We start from the raw sequence: 19,623 nt of genomic DNA, 5'->3' as shown, positions 1-19,623 counted from the left end.
TATGTTGGATAATCAAAAAATTAATGCTAGTGAGATAGCACAAATTGGCGGTGTGGGTATAGGTGCTGAAGAGAATGCTTCCACAGAGCCAAGTCAGCAATTTCTTGTTTTTAAGATAGACAATGAAGAATATGCTCTTGATGTGCTAAGTATAGAGGGTATAGTTGGGGTTACTACTATCACTCCTGTGCCTGGAAGTCCTAAATATATGAGAGGGCTTATTAATTTGAGAGGTAATATTTTACATATAGTTGATATAAGAATGCGTTTCGGCCTTGAAAGAAGAGATGACCGTTCTATAGAAAATGATGTTATTATAGTAATATCTACTTCTAATAGAAGATTTGGTATACTTGCTGATATGGTTTCTGATGTTATTACTGTTTATGAAAGCCAGATGACTGCTACTCCTATTGCTAATGTTAGCGGTTTGCAGATATCTAATGTCATTAGGCTTGAAAATAAGATTATTATGGTTCTTCCTATAGAGGATATAGTTAAATCTAATGATGCTATAAGTAAGACTATAGTTTGAGGTTTTTTATATGAGTGAATTAAATCTTGCACCTTTAACAGACGGCGAGTTTAACGAATTAGTTAGAATTATTTATGATAAAACTCGTATACAAATGTCTGAGCATAAAAGAGCTTTAGTTACTTCAAGAATAAGTAAAAGAATTAGAGCTTTAAATATGTCCTCTTTTAGAGAATATATAGAGTATTTGAAAGGTGCTCCTGATGAAGAGGTTACTAATTTCATCAATGCTGTTACTACAAATAAAACCGACTTCTTTAGAGAAAATAAGCATTTTGAATATATGAAAAGTACTTTCCTTCCAAATTGGGAGAAAAACTACAAAGAAGGAAAGGTTAATAATTTAAGAATATGGTCTGCTGCTTGTTCTACTGGAGAAGAGCCTTATACTATTGCGATGACGCTTCATGATTATTTTGGAGAGAGATTTAATCATTATGATATAAAAGTTTTAGCGAGTGATATAGATACTAATGTACTTGCACATGCTTATGCAGGTATATATAAAGAGGAGACGGTAGAAACTATTCAAACTAGTACTTTAAAAAAATATTTTCTTAAAGGCACTGGTAATAATGCGGGTCTTTATAAAGTAAAAAATATTTTGCAAAAATGTATATCATTTAGACAGCTCAATTTCAAAGATGAAGATTTTGATATACATACTAAGTTTGATTTGATATTTTGCAGAAATGTAATAATTTATTTTGACAAAGAGTTTCAAAAAGAATTATTTAATAAATTTTATAGATATATGAAAGATGATAGTTATGTGTTTATAGGGCACTCTGAAACATTGTTTGGAATTTCAGATTTATTTAAATATATTTCTAGCAATATCTATAAAAAGATTTAATTACGGGGTTTGATATATGTTAGATTTTCCATCCGCTGCTAACAGCAATTTTAAAAGAATCACTATATATATAGGCGGTTATTATGCCTCTAGACAGCCTGCAGTAATAAAAACAGTTTTGGGAAGTTGTATATCGGTTTGTTTATTTGAGAATAATTTGAAGTTCGGCGGTATGAATCACTTTATGCTTCCAGAGATGAAAGAATGGGAGAATCCTGAGGACGATTATAATTATACTAGATATGGTCTTTATGCTATGGAGGTGCTAATAAACGAAATAATTAAACTTGGGGGTAAAAAGGCTAATCTTACTGCTAAGATATTTGGAGGCGGGCATGTTTTAACTGGTATGACTAGCAATGTGCTTCAAGTACCAGATAAAAATATTAAATTCGCTAGGAAATTTTTAGCTGATGAAAATATTCCTATTATTAGTGAGGATGTTGGAGGCTCTTGGCCTAGAAAAGTGTTCTTTTTCAATACCGAAAATAGAGTGCTTATGAAAAAAATTGAAGGTAAAACTAAAGAGTTCTCTGCTGAACAAGAAATTAAGTATTCTAAAAACTTGCAACAAAAAATTGAAGAGAAATCTGATATTACATTATTTTAATACAAGGAAAACATTAAAGGAAAATATTATATGGCTAATAAAATTAAAGTTTTATCTATTGATGACAGTGCATTAATAAGGCAGCTGCTTACAAAAATTGTTAATTCTGACCCTGATTTAGAGATGATTGCTACCGCTGCTAATCCTATACTTGCAGAAGCTAAATTAAAAACTGTAAAACCTGATATTATTACTTTAGATATAGAAATGCCTGAGATGGACGGTATTACTTATCTTAAAAAACTTATGATTAATAATCCTATTCCTGTAATAATGTTTAGTTCTTTGCTCGATAAGCATAGAGAGTTAGCATTAGATGCTTTAAATATTGGAGCTTTTGACTATGTAATAAAGCCTTCTGCTAATGTAAGAGATGGTGTTGAGGAATTAGCTACTGATTTAGTTGAAAAAATAAAGAATGCTTATAACAACAGAGCTAAGTTTTATAAAAAACATGGTGTAGCTATGCCTACAGAAACTGCAAGCAATGTTACTGCTAATAGAGTTGTTGTAGAAGCTCCTAAAACTTCTGGATTTAAAGTTTATCCAAAAAATAATGCTGATATTATACTTCCGCTTGTGCCTTCGAGAGAAGTTGCTATGGACAAAATTATACTTATAGGCTCTTCTACAGGAGGTACTGAGGCTTTGATAGAATGCTTAAAAAATGTTACTCTTTCTGCTCCTCCTATTGTTATTGCTCAGCACATGCCTGAACATTTTACTACTTCTTTTGCAAGAAGATTGAATACTGTATTAAAAATAGAAGTTTTTGAATCTGAAGATGGTATGAGCATAGGACGCGGTCAAGCTGTACTCGCAAGAGGCGGAAAGCATACTATGATAAAAGTTAAAAATGGAAAGTATTATATTGAGGTTGTAGACGGTGAACCTGTTACTAGACATAAACCTTCTGTAGATGTACTTTTTAGAAGCGGTGCTGTATATGCTAAAAATAAGGCTATAGGTATAATACTTACTGGAATGGGTGATGATGGAGCTAATGGCATGAAAGAAATGAAAGATGCCGGTGCTTATAACATCGCTCAAAACGAAGAGACTTGTACTGTTTTTGGTATGCCAAGAGAGGCTATTGCTAGAGGCGGTGTAGATGAGATACTTCCGCTTGATAGAATATTAGCTGCTGCTCTTAAAAAAGCATAAAATAATTATATGAATAACGATATATATGATTATATAAATAAATGGGTGGGAAATACTACCATTTATCCAAGATATAGAATTGATAAAGCTTTAGATTTTATATCTAATATTATAAATAATAATAATGTTTCTATAATTGCTACCGGAGCTAAAAGAAATAATACTAATATTAGTTATATGGAGTATCTTAATTTATTTTTAATAACTGATAGTAATAGCAAAGATACTAGAGTTTTTAAAAAGGATATTTCAAACATATTAGAAAAAGAAAATATAGAATATAACGATATATTAGATTCTCTTATTATTAATTATGATAAAGAAAAAATTGTATTAAGACCAAGTTTTAAAATTGAAGAAGAGAACAAAAAGATAGAAGGGGCTTTAATTACTTCTTCTGACGGAGAAAATAATATATATTATCCTAAATTAGATAATAAAAATTTTGATAAAAAAGAATATGAATGTAAAGATAATTTTATCAATTTAATTAAAATATTCAAATACATATTTCAAAGTTTCAATGGCGAGATAAAAGAGTTAAATGAGTTTAATTATGAGCTTATTGAAGCTTTGGTATGGAATATACCTAATGAATATTTTAATTTTAAAGATTATGATGATGGATTATTAAAAGCTATAAATTATTTATATGATAAAATTGCCTCTGAAGATTATATTGAACTTTCTGAGATTAATGACATTAAAGTTTTATTTTCAACTAAAAATAATATTAACAGAAAAAATGTATTAGTGGCATTATATAAACTAAGAAAATACATAGAAGAGAATATGTAATTCATTATTATATTATTTGCATTATAAAAAATAAAAATCTGTTAATAAATAATTGTTTATATTATCATTTTTAAGTTTTTTTAATCAAACATATTTAGTATTTATTAATTTATTAAAGCAAACAATATGGTTTTATAATTTTTAATCAGAGTATATTTTTTTGTAATTCCAACAAATTATTATATATTTTTAGGTTTTATATATTGTAAGGAATATGTGTTTTTTTGATAAAAAATGTGCAATATCTATCACTCCTAAACATTATGATAAATGTTTTGTGCTTGACAAAAAAAGAATTATAAAGTATATTTAAGTATTATAATTTAAATTGCTATTAACTTAATAAATTAATATAAATATAATGTTTTGAAGGAGAAAAAATGAAACGTACTTATCAGCCAAGTAAGTTGCGTCGTGCTAGGAAATTTGGTTTTTTTAAACGTATGGCAACAAAACACGGTAGAGATGTGTTAAAACGTAGAAGAAGAAAAGGTAGATATCGTTTAACTTCTGCCGATGAGTGATCAATCATTAAATGATAATTCTAATCTGATTAATGATCGGGAAAAAATTGATAGAGTATCATTTAAATTATATCGCAGAGAAAAACTTAAAAGTAAAAAAGATATAATTTGCTTTTTTAAAAAAAATGATAATTCTAATTTGCTTAAGTATAGTAATTATTTTTTTACTATACTTGCTAAGCAAAATAATCGTTCTTATTCTAGGTTTGTTGTAACAATCAAAAAAAATAAGGCTAATGCCGTAAAAAGAAATAGAGCGAAAAGAATTGTTAGAGAAATCTACAGAACAGAAAAAAGTAATATACCTGTGGGGTATGATTATTTTATTATTATCAATAGATATATTTCCCGTTCATTTTTGGATTATAAAAAAGAATTAATGAAGTTGTTTTATAGGATTTAGTGGATTTAGTTTTTTTATGCTTAAGAAAATATTATTGTTTTTAATTTTTATATATCAAAAAGCAATATCTCCATATCTCAGACCTTCTTGCAGGTATATCCCTTCTTGTTCTGAATATGCTAAAGAGGCTGTTATCAAATATGGTGCTTTTAAAGGCAGTTTTCTCGCTATAGCAAGAGTGCTTAGATGCAATCCGCTTGCTAAAAAAATATATGATCCTGTTCCATAATTATTTTTAAGGAGCTTTTTTGTTTTATGAGTAATAACAAGAGAATGATTTTAGCCGTTGCTCTCTCGGGAGTAATCTTGTTTGCGTATATGTTCTATCAGGCTAAAACAATTACCCCAATACCAAATGAAAATATACAAACTAATAATACAAATCAAAATAATAATATAGAAAATCAAAACACATTATTAAATACTTCAGAAATACAAAAAATTGATTATACAACTAATGATAGTTTATTAGCTGCTAATGATACTGCTCAGACATTAGAAAATGATTATGTTATAGCTACATTTAAAAACGGTTCTTTGTTTTCTTATAAGCTTAAAAATTATTATAAGCAAGATTCTGAAATAACAAATGAAATAGTTGATATGGTAGAGCAGGTTTATGAAGGTATATATCCTTTTACTTTAACTTTTCAAAATCTATCAAACTCTATAGCTTTGCCTAATGTTTTTAATTATTATTCTGTAAAAGAAAATGATACTATTACTTATATAGCAGATGCGGCAATAGAGGGTAACCCTATAAGAATAAAAAAGACTTTTGCTTTTGGAGAAGACCCTTATCAATTAACTAATACTGTAACTATAGAAAATCTTAGTGAGAGAGATTTATCTATGTATTATTCTTATTTCTTAGGTACTGGTATTGGCCCTTATAGGACTGATAAAAATTCTGTAAGAGAAGATGCCACAAAGGCACAGTATTTAATAAAGGGTAATGGTAAATCAAAGGTTCTTCTTACAGGAGATATAGTTAAAGAAAATATATTCTCAAAATTATTTGGTTTTGGCGGAGGGGCTAAAACTAATAATCTTAGATATAATATTTATGAAGGGCAGGATAAATGGGTTGCTTTGAATAATAGATATTTTGCTATTATCTCTAGCCCAGCACAGTCTAATGCTAAATTTGAGACTATGACTTTTTCTAAGCCTGTTACTAATGAATATAGAAATGATTTTCATGTTGCTAATTTAATATCTGAACATAGTATAAAGTCCGGAAGTTCTGTTGTAGATTCTTATTCTGTTTATATGGGACCAAAGGTGAGGAGAATATTCTCTAAATATTATCTTGATGAATCTTATGAATCTATATTTCAAGAATCTTTCTTAGGGCTTAATTTAAGACCTTTGACTTATATATTAGATATTATTTTGAATGCTTTGTATGGCTTTACTAAGAGTTATGCTTGGGCAATAATATTATTTACTTTAATATTTAAAATTGTTACTTATCCGCTTAACCATGCTTCATACAAATCTATGAGAAAGATGCAATTGGTTAATCCTAAAATAGAACGTATTAGAGAACAGTATAAAGATAATCCTGAGAAGTTAAATGCTGAAATAATGAATATTTATAAAAAAGAGAAAATTAATCCTTTAGGCGGATGTTTGCCTATGCTTTTGCCTTTCCCGCTTCTTATAGCATTTTTCTATTTGATGCAGTCTATGGTAGAGCTTAGAAATACTCCTTTCTTATGGATTACAGATTTGTCTTCTCCGGATAAATTATTTGTATTTCCAGCAACTATACCTATTTTAGGTGGTTTTAATTTTAATTTATTCCCTATACTTATGGCTATTACAAGTTATGTTAGTATGAAGATACAGCCTTCTTCTTCTGCCGGTGCTTCAGGACAGGCTGCTATGCAGATGAAAATGATGACTACTATCTTCCCGCTTATGATGTTATTTATGTTCTACAATTTTGCAAGCGGTTTAGCTTTATATTGGACGGCACAAAATATTTTTGGAGTTATTCAGCAGTTTATAACTTCAAAACTTTTAAATAAAAATGATTCTAATAATGAAACGGTTATTGAAGAGAAATACACTAAAAAAGGAAATGCAAAAAAGAAAAGAAAATAGATTATTCTTTTTTTAAGGAGGAAATTATGTTAGTAAAAGAGTTTAGTGGTAAATCTGAGAGGGACGCTATTAATAATGCTCTTACAGAACTTAATCTTACAGAGGATCAGGTTAGGGTAGAGGTGATAGACAAAGGTAAAAGGAGTATTCTTGGATTGGGAGAGGATTTGCCTACTATTATAAGAGTTTATTATGAAGAATTGGCTAATGATTTGAATGAGTTTCAAGAAATTATGACTACTGTGTTAAAATATATGGGTATTAATGCAGAAGTAACTGTAAGAGAAGAAACCGAAAAAAGAATATATATAGATATTTCTACGGAAGATTCTGGAGTTTTAATTGGCAAGAAAGGAAATACTTTAGAGGCTTTACAGTTTATAATATCATTAATAGCTTCTAAGAAATTTGGCGATGATAATGAAAGACATATTATATTAGATGTTGATGGATATAGAGACAGACGTGAAGAGACTTTGAAACATATGGCTCGTCAAGCTGCACAGCAGGCTAAAAGAACTAGAAGAACAGTTGCACTTGAACCTATGTCTCCTTATGAAAGAAGAATTATTCACTTGGAGTTACAAAACGATCAAGATGTAGAAACTAAAAGTGACGGAGAGCCGCCATATAGAAGTGTGAGAGTTTATTCTAAAAAGAAAGGCGGATACAATAATAAAAGATATAATGATAAAGGCGGATATAACAAGCCTTATTATAGAAATAGATAATTAAAAAATAATTTTATATAATAATAAAAATTAGGCTGCATAAACAAAAATGCGGCCTTTTTATTTTGTTGTAAAATATTAAAATTGTTATATTATTAGCATAGAGTGATTTATTGGAGGTAAGATAAAATGATAAAAAAAGCTATTATACTTTATTTTTGTTGTTTTACTTATTGGCTGTTCCAATAAAGATAAAACAGGTAATGAGGCATTTAGTATTGATTATTCAAAAGGATTGGAACAATTTAATAAAAACAGTTATGTTTCAGTTGACACTTTTGATGCTTCGAGTGTTGATGCCAATTTTCAAAATGCATATTTGGGGTTATCTATAAAATATGATAAATTATCATCTTCTATTAACAGCAATAATACACAGGAGCCTGATTATTTATTATATTCAGAGGTTGATGGAAAGGGGTTAGATTATACTTTTTCTATACCTAAATCAGCAAATCAAAAGTTTATAGAGGGTTCTTTAACTTTTTCTGAAGACGGCTCATCTCTCACAATTAAGTTTACAAAAAATATATTATATCCTACCCTTGTTGGTAAAAGTTTTGTATGTAATAAAAGATAATAATATTATTTTTTATTCAAATCTTTTAAATGGCATATTTTCTATAGCACCTTCTGCCCCTATAGTTTCATTCAAATTTCCGTCTATTAGAAATATAACATTATCTATTCCTTCAAATTGTGTAGCAGTATAAACTAATTGATATATTTGAAGCATAGTGCCTTCATTTCCAAGAGGATTAAATTCAAAGCTTTCATTAAAATTCAAATATACCGTATTACCTTCTACAAATATATCTAATAGCTCCGTATCTTTAGGTATGCAGCTTATTATATTATTTTTATTTTCATTGTCTGTAGCACCATCTAATAGAGTCTTTATTGTTTCTTCTATTGAGTTGTTATTTTCTATATTTCTCTTTCTAAATATCAATGTAATAGACCCTGTATTTTCATCATATTCTACTAAATATATACCTTCATTGTTTATATTTTTTAGGCTTCTTTCATTAGAATAATCTCTTTTTACAGTGTTATTTGCTTTTGAAGTTTTATATTTTTCTATATCTTTTTTTGCTTTTTCTACAATTTCTTTTTTTTCTATTTTTTCTTTTGTGCTTATTATTTTATTTTCTTCTCTTGTTAGATTATTGTTTATTACTCTCTCATTATTATTAATTATTCTTTCGGTATCATTAATTTTTTTAGTATCGCTAATTACTCTTTCAGTATTGTTTATTACTCGTTCATTATTATTAGGATTAACCAAGTCGTTTATTACTCTATTATAATCATTGTTGTTTTTTACTATACTGCTGTTATTTGGCATTACACTTGTTTGAGAGTTTATTATTAAATCTTTTTTTGAGGTTGTTTCTTCAGTATTATTTATTGTTTTAGCGGCATTATTATTAACAAAGCTATCTGCGAGTCTCTCATAATCTTTTTGAGTGTTATTTTTGACAGGTGCTTTTTGAGTTGAATCTTTTTTATTCTCATTATTATTAGAATTTACTGAAGTTATTACTCTTTCTTTAGAATTATAATTATTTTCTTCTTTTTTATCTTCACTAAAATAATAATTATAGTTGTTTGTATTATATTTTTCTTTAGGTTCATTATTGTTTCTCATATAGCTTGGAGGAGTTGAACTATATGTTGTGGTTGCCGGTTTCATTGTTTTTATATCTTCTGTGGTGTTTTCTTTTGGTTTGAGGATATCATAAAATATGCTTGAAGAAATGTTGCTTGAATTATTTGAATTGTTGGCAATTTTTTTTTCTTCTATAGATGTTTTTATTGTATTTGTTACTTTTTCCAAGTAGCTATTTTGCTCTTCTGTATTATTATTATTATTTAAACCTCTATTTTGCTGCAGTATTTCTTCTATATAGTTAGCTGAATTATTAACTATATTATCTCTTTGTTCTTCTGTATTATATTTTATATTATTATCTTCTTTTTCTTCTGCAGTATTATTATTATTGTTAAAAAATACAGATAATGACTCTCTTGTAATTGTAGAGTTATTTTGAGTAGTATTTGTATTTACAGAAGTTTCAAGCATAGAATTAGTTTCATAAGCCATAATTGATAAAGTTTCATTTGTATTAGACTTTATAAAGAAATTAAATAGAGGCACATTATCCAAAAAGCTTATTTTATTTTCTTCTTCGCTTCCTGTGGTTTCTAATGTTAATGCTTCTTTATGATTTATGCTAAAAAAATCTTTCATGGCAATATCTACCATGGGAGAGTATTTTTTTATAATAGTAAATAGTATAGATACAAGTAGTATAAATGAAACCGATATAATTATAGGCTTTTTTAAATTAAACTCTTTATCTTCATTTCTTATTCTTCTTGTATATGATATACCTTTAGATTTAGCCTTTAACTGCTCATATCTTGGCACTTTTAAACTCCAATTTTTAGTATCGTTAACATTATCGAAAAAATAGAAAATTGTGTTAGAAGTTTATTATATATATTGTTATTAAATTAGATAATAATTATTTAGCAATTAAAACTTAATATAATATTTTTGTTTGATATTAGCTTTACATTTTTAGCTCTTTTTATATAATGATTTTATTATAAAGCAATGAGGAATAAATAAAATGAATTTAAAAGAATACATGAATATAAGATTAAAAGATATTGACAGTGAGATAAACAATATTTTTAAAAGCAGTAATATTTCATTAGAAAATAATTTTTTAGATATGCTTAAATATCCTCTTGAGGCAGGAGGAAAGAGATTAAGACCAATTTTAACTTGCCTTGCTTGTGAATTATTTAACGGAGATTATAAAAAGGCACTTATTCCAGCTGTATCTTTAGAGCTTATTCATACATATTCTTTGGTTCATGATGATTTGCCTGCTATGGATAATGATGATTTAAGAAGAGGTAAACCAACAACACATGTTAAATATGGAGAGGCTAATGCTATACTTGTTGGGGACGGACTTCTTACTCATTCGTTTGAGATTTTATCTAATGCTAACGTTAATGATAAAACTTTAAGAAAACTTCTTTACGAGATAAGTTATGCTGCGGGTGTTTCTGGAATGGTTATGGGGCAGTTTATAGATTTGTATTATGAAGAGAGAGATATTAATTTTGAGATGCTTAAAATACTTCACTCTAAGAAAACAGGTGCTATGATTAGGGGAGCTGTGAGAGTGGGGGCTATTGCTTCAGAGAAAGAAAATATTAATTTGGAAAATATTACTAAATATGGAGAGGCTATTGGCTTAGCTTTTCAGATACAAGATGATATACTTGATGTAATTTCTGATAATGAAACTCTTGGAAAAACTGTGGGTAAAGATGAGAAAGAGGGTAAGCTTACTTATGTTAAACAGTTTGGTCTTGAGGGTGCTAAAGAGAAAGCAATAGAGGCTTCAAGAGAGGCTATAGATTATTTAAATATATACGATGATAATGAAGCAAAAAATATATTAATTGAGCTTGCAAATTATATAGTAGAGAGAAAATCGTGAATGATAGAAATTAGAGAAAATAATTTAAATGCTATTAAAAAAAATATAAAAGCATATCCTATCAATTTTTTAGATTTACTTGATAGTTCCAAAAAAGAAGATGATATTTCTTTAGAGGTTATTGAAACAAAATCTAAAAACCTTTCAGCAAAAGTTATAAAGAATGGAAAGAGTGTTTTGCTTCATAGTGCTTATGACCCTGTAAAAGAGGCTAACACTTTAATTAAAGAAATAGAAGATGATATTGATATGGTATTTGTATTTGGTATTGGGGGCGGTTATTTAATCAATGCTATAAAAAAGATTAATATCAATATCGTTGTAATTGAGCCTTCTATTAGCTTTTTTAATTTGCTTATTGATAATTTTAAGTTAGATAAAATATTAGAAGACAGTAAGATTACATTTTTTATTGGAGGAAACGACATTGAAGATATAGAGAAGTTTATATCTCTAAAAACTACCAAAAAAGTAAAATTTTTTATTACAAGGTCTTACAGCAATTTATTTGCAGATGATGCTTTATTTTATCAAACAAAAGTATTATCTATAATAGACAAAAAAACTATCAATATAAATACAATTTTAAGATTCGATAAATTATGGGCTTATAATATAGCATCAAATGTGGTAGAGATAGCAACTCATTATGGAGTAAATAGATTTTTTGATAAATATAAAAATGTTCCAGCAGTAGTTGTTTCAGCGGGTCCTTCATTAGAAAAAAATATTAGAAAGTTAAAAGAATTAAAAGATAAGGCAATAATAATAGCTGTAGATACTGCAATGAAGCCATTATCTAGTCATAATATATCTCCGCACTTTGTTATAACTATAGACCCTCAAAAAAAGAACTCGAAATATTTTAGAAACATCAATTTTAAGTATACTGTTTTGATAGCAGAATCTTCTGTTGATAATGAGGCTATATCGTCATTTAAAGGAGCAATATATTTTTTAGATTCTATATTTCCTCTTGCTAAATATTTTATGAAGCCTTTGGGAGAGAGGGGAGATATTACTATGGGAGGGAGTGTCTCTACTGCTGCTTATGACTTTGCTATTAGAATTGGTGCTGACCCTATAATAATGCTTGGGCTTGATTTATCTTTTCCAAATCATCAAACTCATATAAAAGGAAGCTATCATGAAGAGAATTTCTTCACAGAGATAGGAAAGCTTGATTCTTATGACAGCAGAATATATAAAGTGCTTGTTTCTGGTAATTTAAGAGAAGAGAAAAATATTTATGGTGAGAGTGTGTTTACAGATTCCCGTTTTGATATGTATAGAAATTGGTATGAGGAGCAATGCAAATTAAATAGCGGCAAAAAGTTTTATAATGCTACAGAAGGCGGAGTAATAATCAAAGCAATGGAAAACATTACAGTTGATGAGCTTCTTGACAAATTTAATAATATTAACATAGAAATAGATAAAAATTCTGAAGAATTGAATAAAAAAAATGAAATATTGTCAAGCATAAAAACAGGTTTAGAGAAAATAGATGCTGAAATAATAGAGCTTAAGCCTTATGTATTAAATGCTATTAAGCTATGCGATGAAATTAATAGCGAATTAAAAAGGCACAGAAAAGTAGACAAACTTTTAGAGAAATTAAGCGAATCCGACATAAAGATACTTAATATAAGCAAAATCAATGAATTTTTGGGTGTTACCATGCAGATGGTTATAAAATCCATTACAGAGGGTTTTGAGTTCGAAGATAGCGATTATGATAAATCTATAGTGGGGTCTTTTAAGCTTTATGAAGCTATGAAAGACAGTATTGATTATAATCATTATATAATAAGCAGGGCTTTGATAAAGATAAATAAAGAACTATAAATTTTTTCTAAATAAAACTTTATAATATTTATTATATTTATATAGTAATAGGCATATAATTTTTCTTATGTTATTTCGGCTTTTGTCGATAAACTATTATAGTAGTATTTTTTAAGGTAATGTTGTATGAAATATATAATACTTTTTATATTTAGTTTTTCTATACTTTTTGCTCAGGATAATTTTTTAGATGAGATAGTATTAAATGAAGTTGAGAGAATATATCCTAATGATGAAATAGTGGCTCCTAATTCTTTTAATATTAGTATGAACTTTGATTTAAATAGATATAGATTAAATGAACCTATAACTATGGAAATAAAAATATATGCTCAGAAAGGAGAAATAAGTTTTACTAATTCTATTAATCCTTTCAATAACTATAAGTTCACAGTTTATGATAATTATAATAATAAAGTTGTTTCATCAGATAATTATACTTTATGGAAATATCAAAATGAAAAAACTGTAGATAATTCAAAAGATAGAATAATTACATTAAGAGAAGGTGAGAGCTATTCATTTTTTATAGATTTGAATAATTGGTTTTATTTTACAAAGTCTGGAAGATATAGAATAGAGGCCACTTTTAACCCTATGCCTGATTTAACTGAAAAATATATTATTAGAGCAGATGATGCTTATTTCTTTATTGATGAACCTGTAAGAACAGCATCAGCTCAAGCTACAAATAATATCGTTGTTGCTAGAGCTTCTACTAATAATGCTTCTACTTTGCCTGTATATTATCCTGATGAAGTTGTTACATATACTTTAGATGCTATGAAAAGAAAAGAGTGGAGTAATTATTTTAATTATATGCACATGCCTTCTATTATTAGCATAAGTCAAAGGTATAGTGAGGCTTATAGAAAAAACTATAGCAACACTTATCTTGAGGATTTTACTGATACTGGAATATATCAAAAAGCTTCCAGATTAAGTTTTGAAAATTTCTTGAAAGAACAATTCTCTGATACTGTTAGTGCTAATATGATAAGAACTAATTTTGGAAATAATTTCTTAAATAATTTGGAAAATGCTTATAAGTCAAGTAATATAAGAGAACTTGCTATAAGATTTGATATTCTTTATAGAACTTCTTTGCCTGAAGAGAAAAAAGCTTTGTTTGATGAGTTTAAAAAATACTTGGCTTCTGCTTATGATAGAAATCTTAGAAATCAATTTATGACAGAGTTAAGAAGAAACATAGTGTCTACTAAAGATACTGCATTAAAAAATCATTATACCATGGTTTTGGATATGATGAGTAAAGAATATGATGCAGGTACAATATATACTTTATTAAATTATAATATAGATAAAGTTACTATCACAGAAGAGTATGGACTTAAAAGAGCCCAAGTTGAAGTTACAATGTATAATAGATTCTTTAACATAAATACCGGTGATGTTTATGACCCTACTGTAAAAAGAATATTTATATTAAGGCAGATGGGTGAATATTGGTATATAGTTAATTATTATGATACTGTGATGAGATAAAAAAGAAGATTAAAAGCTGTTCTAAATACTTAGGGCAGCTTTTTTTGTATATTTTTATATTGTGATTTTATTCTATTTCTAAAAATACTACGTATGTCTTCTAAACAATTATATTTTTATATACATATTGATAAAAGAAGTTTTTTAGTATAAAATTGTATTTATTAAATTATATTAAATGAGCTATGCAAATAAAGTATTATATTATAATATTAATTGTTCTAATATCTAATTTGCTCTATTCTTTTGGAGGCAGGCCTATTACTGTGGAAGAAGTGCGTCCATATTATACAGCATCAGATAGAGCAAAGATAGAAATATTTATATATACAAATTTAAGTGATAATACTAACTATAATTATTTAACTATGGCAATAGCAGATGCAATAGCAAATCAATTAGAATATAATAAAACCATTAGGCTTCAATCGGCAACTAATGTGAAATTAACTCCAATAGATTTTGAAAGAGCCTATGAGAGAAAAATATTCCAATTTACAAATATTACCTATACTGCCACAGAATCTTCTAGTAATAATGCAATTGTTACAAATTATGAATATTACTACTATACCAACTGGGGCGGATTAAGAAGCAATGTTACACTTATAACTCCAGAAACAAAATATTTTCAATTGAATGAAGAAGAGGAAGTTATTATTAACTATAATGGAAGTAATGTTATAGTAAAAAATACCAATGATTTTATACAGAATATAGAGCTTAGTGGATATTTTTATGAATATACTGGAGATGATATAAAAAAAGAGATATTTAAAAGAGATGCGGATATTGTTATATTTGGAAGTATTGAATATAGAAGACCAAATATTAATGTAATAACTTCTATAGCATATGTTAAAGAGAGAAAAATAGACAGTTATAGCATAGAAATATCAGAAGCAAAAATAGATGAACAGATTCCGATTTATGCCTTAGATATAGCAAATAGGATTAGTTATATAGATAAGACTGGTACTGTAGCAATTAATGTAGAGCCTAAGGGGGCATTTGTGTATGTTGATAATGCATTAATTGGAATTAGCGGAGATACTTTATATTTACCTACTTTAACCACTAATTCTCATAGATTTACAATTAAAAAAGATTTGTATGAAACAATAGATACAATGCTTTCTTTTGAGAGAACAGATGAAGATATAATGCTTAATTTCAGCATGATTGAAATGACTAATACGGCAAAAGTAAAAATCAATATACCGGGCGGAAAAGAGAGCTCTGTTGTTATTAATGGAATAAAAAGGAAACCTAGTAATTTTATATATGAAGATTTTGGGTTTGGCACTTATTCTATAAAGATTACAAATACTAATTATATAGATTATTATGGTACTTTTACAGTAGAAAGCACAAATTATTTGGATTTAACGCCAAATATGAAGCGTTTTTATGAGCCTACTTGGGTAGATATAGTATTTAAAAATTATGAAAGAAACACAAAAATATTTTTAGGACTCACTATAGCAAGTACAATTTTTTCTGTTGGTGCTTATATATATGCTAATGAAATACTTGATTATACTATGATTAATTATTATGATAAATATCAAAATGCTCAAAATAGACCGGCTGTAGATTTAACTAAATATAATACTGCTTTTAATGTATATGTAGGAGGTTTAGTGGCTACGGGAGTTTTTGCTTTAACTGCAGGAATATATTATATGCTTTGGGTTAATGAAAGTAACTTTGCTGTAGAAGAGCTTACTTTTTCCGGCGGGTATGGAGGAGCTAATATTGCATATACTTATCGGTGGTGATTTTTTATAATTTATTTGACAATGTTTTATTATTGATTATACTATTTATAATAATATACAAATTAGGAGATAAAAATTATGATTAATATTATTTTTATAGGTGCACCCGGTTCAGGCAAGGGTACTCAGTCTGAACTAATAGAAAAAGAATATTCTATATCACACATTTCTACTGGAGACATGTTTAGAGAAAATATTGCAAACGGTACTGAGCTTGGTAAGACTGCTAAAATGTATATGGATAAGGGAGAATTAGTGCCTGACAGTTTGGTTATAGATATGCTTTTTGATAGACTTAAAAAAGATGATTGTAAAAATGGTTTTATGCTTGACGGATATCCAAGAACTATGGAACAGGCTAAAGAGTTAGATAAATTATTAGAGAAATTAAATTATAAGATTGATGCTGTAATTAATCTTAATGTTGCTGAAGATATTATCATAAAAAGACTTTTAAATAGAGGCCGTTCTGATGATAATGAAGAGACTATAAAAAATAGAATAAAGGTTTTTGAAAGTCAAAGCAAGCCTGTATTGGAATATTATAAAGATAAGGTTTATATAGTAGAAGTTGAAAGTTTTGAGAATGAAACGCCAGAAGATATTTATAAAAAGATAAAAAATGGGCTTGATAAGATAAAAAAATAAAATTTTGTAATATTAAAGTTATAAAATAAGGGGCTTAAAATGAGCCCCTTGTTTTTTATATGATTTTTATGATTTTATTAAAAGAATTACATCAAGTTTTCAGGATTTAAACATTTAAGTTCATCTATAACGAATATGCCGTCTTTTCTAATTAATACATCATCAAAATATATTTCACCTCCGCCGTATTCTTTGGTTTGTATGCAAACTAAATCCCAGTGTATAGCAGATTTATTTCCATTAGATGCTTCATCATAACAAGCACCAGGAGTGAAATGGAAACTTCCCATAATCTTTTCATCGAATAAAATCTTTTTCATAGGCTTAGTAATGTATGGATTAACACCAATAGCAAACTCGCCGATGTATCTTGCTCCTTCATCTGTATCAAATATTTTATTTATTCTTTTATCATCATTAGAAGAAGCATTTATTATTTTTCCATCTTTGAATTCTAATTTTATATTTTCGTAAGTAAATCCATCACTGTATAATGAAGGGGTATTGTATGACAAAACACCGTTAACCGAATTTTTTACAGGGGCAGTAAATATTTCTCCATCTGGTATGTTTATTACACCTGCACATTTTATAGCCGGTATATCTTTTATAGAAAAAGTTAAATTAGTACCCTCTCCTATAATTTTAACTTTATCTGTTTTATTCATAAGACTAACCAAATTATCCATAGCTTTATCCATCTTTGAATAATCTAAATTACAAACCTTAAAATAAAAATCTTCAAACTCATCTGTACTCATAGAAGCCTGCTGTGCCATAGAAGCAGTAGGGTAGTTTAATACAACCCATTTTGTATTTTTTATTCTTTGGTCCATATGTACAGGGTCTAAATAAAGCTTTTCGTATATTTTATAATTTTCTTCTTTTACTGATGAATTTTCAGCACTATTGCTTCCGCCTGAAATTCCAATATAAGCGTCCATTTTTTTCATTAGCATTAAATCAGACTCAGCCCAAATCTTTATCTGCTCATCATTACATTTTTTTAACAGTTCTCTCATTATCTGCGGGTCTTGATTCCATACAAAAGGATTTCCCCCAACTTTATAAACCTCTTGTATTATAGCCATCACTAAATCTCTCTCTTCTCCCTCACCATAAACCTTTATCAATACATTCTCACCTTTTTTTAATTTGCATGAATAGTTTACCAAATTGTAAGCTAATTTTTCTATTCTTATGTCTTTCATATTTTACTCCTATATATTTTTATTAATTGTTTTTATTAAGTTTTGTATTATTAATTATTATTATATCATATTTTTTATTGTATCGCATATTATTTTCATGCCCTTATCAATATTTTCTACAGAACAATTTGAATAACTTAATCTAAAAGTGCTGACATTTCTTTTTTTATTATAAAAAGGGTCTCCCGGAGATATTGCTACATTTCTTTTTATAGTCTCATTTGCCAATTCTACAGATTTAATATTTTTTGGAAGCTCTACCCATATAAACATTCCTCCTTCTGGTTTTGTATATTTAACTTCCTTTGGAAAATATTTTTCTATAGCGTTTATCATGGCATTGCATTGCTTATGATAGAGTTTTCTTATTTTTTCTATATGTTTGTCAAAGTTAGTATTGTTTATATATTGAGCAATAGCCATTTGGTCAGGCATGCTTGTGTGAACATCGAGTATTTGTTTGTATTCTATAGCTTTTTTCATGAACTCTTTATTTGCTGATGCCAACCAACCAACTCTTATGCCCGGTGAAATTGTTTTTGAAAAAGAGCCCATCAATATAACTTGTTCGTTTAGATAGTTAAAAAATGATTCTTGATTTTCACCTTTAAATCTTAAAGCACCATATGGATTATCTTCTATAAGCATTGTGTTAGTCTTTTTTATCATATCTGCTATAATTTTTCTTGTTGCATTATTGTAAGTTAGTCCTGTTGGATTTTGAAAGTTTGGAATAGTATAAAATAATTTTGATTTATATTTTTTTAGTATGTTTTTTAATTCATCTAAATTAATTCCTTTATCGCTTATTTCTACACTATGTATTTTTGCATTATATAAATTAAATGTTTGAATTGCTGCCAAGAAAGTAGGAGCTTCCACTATAACATCATCATTATCATTTAACATAACAGCAGATATTATATCAAAACCTTGCTGTGCCCCGTTAATTATTAATATATCGTCTGCCTCTAAATTAATATTTTCTTTGGTTTTGTATCTTTGTGCTATTATTTTTCTTAATTCAATATATCCTTGAGTGTTTGCATATTGCAATGCTGTTTTATAATGATTATCCATTATATTAGAGTATGCTTTTTTTAATTCTTTGTATGGAAAAGAAATAGGGTTAGGCATACCGCCTGCAAAACTAATGACATTGGGAATAGAAACAGCCTTTAACATAAAATCAGAAAACTCTTTTTGAAAGTCCTTTTTAGCCATCATTTTAGAAATTTTAAAATTCATATAAGTCTCCAATAATATATAGAAGTTTTTTGTAAATATTTTAGAAAATGCACAGGAGCCAGACATATTGCAGTTAGGAATTCCTTAATTTCTTAAAGTATAGCATAGGTGTATCATAATT

19 protein-coding genes are annotated in these 19,623 nt (G+C 27.7%); 16 read left to right on the top strand and 3 right to left on the bottom strand.

Annotated elements, in window-relative coordinates; genetic code table 11:
- Window position 1 precedes the first annotated feature (1 nt).
- The 11 genes from Q0H31_RS06035 to Q0H31_RS05985 all read left to right on the top strand — a co-directional run bounded on the left by Q0H31_RS06035 (window position 2) and on the right by Q0H31_RS05985 (window position 8,313).
- Window positions 2-535: a chemotaxis protein CheW gene (locus Q0H31_RS06035; protein WP_295296338.1), complete on the top strand. Its 534-nt coding sequence runs from the start codon at window positions 2-4 to the stop codon at window positions 533-535.
- Between the two features lie 10 nt (window positions 536-545).
- A complete protein-coding gene (locus Q0H31_RS06030) occupies window positions 546-1,391 on the top strand; it encodes a protein-glutamate O-methyltransferase CheR (protein WP_295296336.1) in 846 nt (281 codons plus the stop codon).
- Between the two features lie 16 nt (window positions 1,392-1,407).
- A complete protein-coding gene (locus Q0H31_RS06025; protein ID WP_147730736.1) occupies window positions 1,408-2,001 on the top strand; it encodes a chemotaxis protein CheD in 594 nt (197 codons plus the stop codon).
- A gap of 30 nt (window positions 2,002-2,031) precedes the next feature.
- Window positions 2,032-3,165 carry a chemotaxis response regulator protein-glutamate methylesterase gene (locus tag Q0H31_RS06020; RefSeq protein ID WP_295296329.1) on the top strand — a complete coding sequence of 378 codons (1,134 nt, stop codon included), beginning with the start codon at window positions 2,032-2,034 and terminating at the stop codon, window positions 3,163-3,165.
- A gap of 9 nt (window positions 3,166-3,174) precedes the next feature.
- The gene (locus tag Q0H31_RS06015) at window positions 3,175-3,963 is read left to right on the top strand and encodes a hypothetical protein (RefSeq protein ID WP_295296327.1); all 789 of its coding nucleotides are present in this window, start codon (window positions 3,175-3,177) and stop codon (window positions 3,961-3,963) included.
- Window positions 3,964-4,343: 380 nt separating this feature from the next.
- Window positions 4,344-4,487: a 50S ribosomal protein L34 gene (gene rpmH / locus Q0H31_RS06010; RefSeq protein WP_014933193.1), complete on the top strand. Its 144-nt coding sequence runs from the start codon at window positions 4,344-4,346 to the stop codon at window positions 4,485-4,487.
- The gene (gene rnpA, locus Q0H31_RS06005) at window positions 4,480-4,890 is read left to right on the top strand and encodes a ribonuclease P protein component (protein WP_295296325.1); all 411 of its coding nucleotides are present in this window, start codon (window positions 4,480-4,482) and stop codon (window positions 4,888-4,890) included. The genes rpmH and rnpA overlap by 8 nt, the downstream gene beginning before the upstream one ends.
- Window positions 4,891-4,906: 16 nt before the next feature.
- Window positions 4,907-5,119, top strand: coding sequence for a membrane protein insertion efficiency factor YidD (gene yidD / locus Q0H31_RS06000; protein ID WP_295296323.1), 213 nt, complete (start codon window positions 4,907-4,909; stop codon window positions 5,117-5,119).
- 26 nt (window positions 5,120-5,145) lie between these two features.
- Window positions 5,146-7,002, top strand: a complete 1,857-nt coding sequence (yidC, locus tag Q0H31_RS05995) for a membrane protein insertase YidC (protein WP_295296322.1) — start codon at window positions 5,146-5,148, stop codon at window positions 7,000-7,002.
- A 26-nt stretch (window positions 7,003-7,028) separates the two neighbouring features.
- Window positions 7,029-7,733: an RNA-binding cell elongation regulator Jag/EloR gene (gene jag, locus Q0H31_RS05990; RefSeq protein ID WP_295296321.1), complete on the top strand. Its 705-nt coding sequence runs from the start codon at window positions 7,029-7,031 to the stop codon at window positions 7,731-7,733.
- 235 nt (window positions 7,734-7,968) lie between these two features.
- On the top strand, window positions 7,969-8,313 hold the full coding sequence (locus Q0H31_RS05985; RefSeq protein WP_295296320.1) for a hypothetical protein: 345 nt from the start codon (window positions 7,969-7,971) through the stop codon (window positions 8,311-8,313).
- A 12-nt stretch (window positions 8,314-8,325) separates the two neighbouring features.
- Here the strand turns inward: Q0H31_RS05985 and Q0H31_RS05980 are convergent, their stop codons facing one another.
- On the bottom strand, window positions 8,326-10,167 hold the full coding sequence (locus Q0H31_RS05980; RefSeq protein WP_295296319.1) for a GerMN domain-containing protein: 1,842 nt from the start codon (window positions 10,165-10,167) through the stop codon (window positions 8,326-8,328).
- 205 nt (window positions 10,168-10,372) lie between these two features.
- On the opposite strand from Q0H31_RS05980, the gene Q0H31_RS05975 reads away from it, so the two are divergent.
- The 5 genes from Q0H31_RS05975 (at window position 10,373) to Q0H31_RS05955 (ending at window position 17,043) form a co-directional block, all read left to right on the top strand.
- Window positions 10,373-11,260 (top strand): polyprenyl synthetase family protein, encoded by an 888-nt coding sequence (locus Q0H31_RS05975; RefSeq protein WP_295296318.1) that lies wholly within the window; start codon window positions 10,373-10,375, stop codon window positions 11,258-11,260.
- Window positions 11,261-13,108, top strand: coding sequence for a 6-hydroxymethylpterin diphosphokinase MptE-like protein (locus Q0H31_RS05970; protein WP_295296317.1), 1,848 nt, complete (start codon window positions 11,261-11,263; stop codon window positions 13,106-13,108). It abuts the gene before it with no gap.
- 126 nt (window positions 13,109-13,234) lie between these two features.
- Window positions 13,235-14,614 carry a hypothetical protein gene (locus tag Q0H31_RS05965; protein ID WP_295296316.1) on the top strand — a complete coding sequence of 460 codons (1,380 nt, stop codon included), beginning with the start codon at window positions 13,235-13,237 and terminating at the stop codon, window positions 14,612-14,614.
- Window positions 14,615-14,799: 185 nt separating this feature from the next.
- Window positions 14,800-16,395 (top strand): hypothetical protein, encoded by a 1,596-nt coding sequence (locus Q0H31_RS05960; RefSeq protein WP_367117126.1) that lies wholly within the window; start codon window positions 14,800-14,802, stop codon window positions 16,393-16,395.
- Between the two features lie 78 nt (window positions 16,396-16,473).
- On the top strand, window positions 16,474-17,043 hold the full coding sequence (locus Q0H31_RS05955; RefSeq protein WP_295296314.1) for an adenylate kinase: 570 nt from the start codon (window positions 16,474-16,476) through the stop codon (window positions 17,041-17,043).
- Window positions 17,044-17,129: 86 nt separating this feature from the next.
- Here Q0H31_RS05955 and Q0H31_RS05950 read toward each other — a convergent pair whose 3' ends face one another.
- Window positions 17,130-18,254 (bottom strand): aminopeptidase, encoded by a 1,125-nt coding sequence (locus Q0H31_RS05950; protein WP_295296313.1) that lies wholly within the window; start codon window positions 18,252-18,254, stop codon window positions 17,130-17,132.
- A 60-nt stretch (window positions 18,255-18,314) separates the two neighbouring features.
- The gene (locus Q0H31_RS05945; protein WP_295296312.1) at window positions 18,315-19,502 is read right to left on the bottom strand and encodes a PLP-dependent aminotransferase family protein; all 1,188 of its coding nucleotides are present in this window, start codon (window positions 19,500-19,502) and stop codon (window positions 18,315-18,317) included.
- Between the last annotated feature and the right edge of the window lie 121 nt (window positions 19,503-19,623).

Source organism: uncultured Brachyspira sp., from assembly GCF_934747485.1.
Lineage (GTDB): Bacteria > Spirochaetota > Brachyspiria > Brachyspirales > Brachyspiraceae > Brachyspira.
Note: the sequence above shows the minus strand (reverse complement) of the source record. Positions and strands in the feature narration are given on the sequence as shown.